Source organism: Yeosuana marina (genome assembly GCF_011762485.1).
Classification (GTDB): domain Bacteria; phylum Bacteroidota; class Bacteroidia; order Flavobacteriales; family Flavobacteriaceae; genus Yeosuana; species Yeosuana marina.
Map to the genome: position 1 here is coordinate 1 of NZ_JAAKGI010000021.1, position 1,172 is coordinate 1,172.

A 1,172-nucleotide genomic window follows, 5' to 3' on the forward strand; every position below is an offset into this window, starting at 1 on the left:
TTTTGTTGGTCGTGCATTGACTTCTTAGCCTACAGGTTTTACAGGCTTGGCGGTTTTTGTAATGTTTTACTTTGTGGTTGTTTTTATTGTAAATGGTACCGTTGGTAGTTAGTGTTTCGTTGTTAGGGCAGGTATAGGTATCTTGTTGAGAATCGTACTTAAATATCTGCATATCATACAATCCATTTTTCTGTGAAGAATGTTCTTTTGGCGAGCAGAAAGTAGTGAGTCCGTTTTTCGAACAAATGTCAATTTGTTTTCCTGTGGTGTATCCTTTGTCTGCTATAACATCCATGGTTTGGACTCCCAATAATTCTTTGGCATTCAATGCCATTGATGATAGTGCATGTGTGTCGTTTACCGTTCCGGTATCATTGTTTACAAAGAGCTTGTGTTTACTGTCGCATCCTGCTTGCACACAATAACCGACATTGATGATATTGCGATGTAGCACCACACTTCGAGCGTCTGGATCAGTCAAGCTAATCTGCGATTCTCCACTTGCTTCAAGTTGCTTTCTGATCTGATTATAATTGTCCTTTTTATTGTTTTGGTAAGCTATCTTCTTTTGTGTTTCTTCTTTCTTTTCTAACGCATCCTCTAGGTCTAGCTGTTGTTCATATTCTTTGATTTTGGTGTCGATATAATCCATGTGGCGGTCTATCTTTTTTTCATTGAAATTGTTTTTCAAGCTGTTCTGGGCTCTAATTTTAAAGGAGTCTATGGCGATGGTTTGTCCATCAATTAGATCGATTTCTTTGAGCAGTTTTACAAAATACCGAAACGCTTGTTTGAAGGCCTGGGAATTGTTTTTTCTGAAGTATGCTATTTTTCTAGCCGATGGGTTCAATCCTTTTAGAAGCCAAATGACTTCAATATTTACTAGGCAGGCCTGTTCTAATTTACGTGATGAGCGTAATTGATTTTTGTAACCGTAGATGTACAATTTCAGTAAATCAGCCGACCGATAGGGAGGTCTTCCCTCTTGTCTTAGTACATCGATAAAACCTAATGCGTCCATGGGTAACATATCCACAAACAAATCTACAATTCGTGCCCAAGAATCTTGTCTAACAGCAGATTCAAAATCCATCATTAGTAATTGGTTTCTGTTGAATCCATTAATAAAATCCATAGAAATAAGTATTGATTATCAGTACTTTAAGATACGA

At 37.3% G+C, this 1,172-nt stretch carries 1 protein-coding gene; it reads right to left on the reverse strand.

Annotation, left to right across the window (positions count from 1 at the left end):
• Nucleotides 1-946 (reverse strand): transposase (locus G5V56_RS12270; protein ID WP_206285901.1); only part of this gene is annotated, 946 nt, incomplete at its 3' end.
• Nucleotides 947-1,172 lie beyond the last annotated feature (226 nt).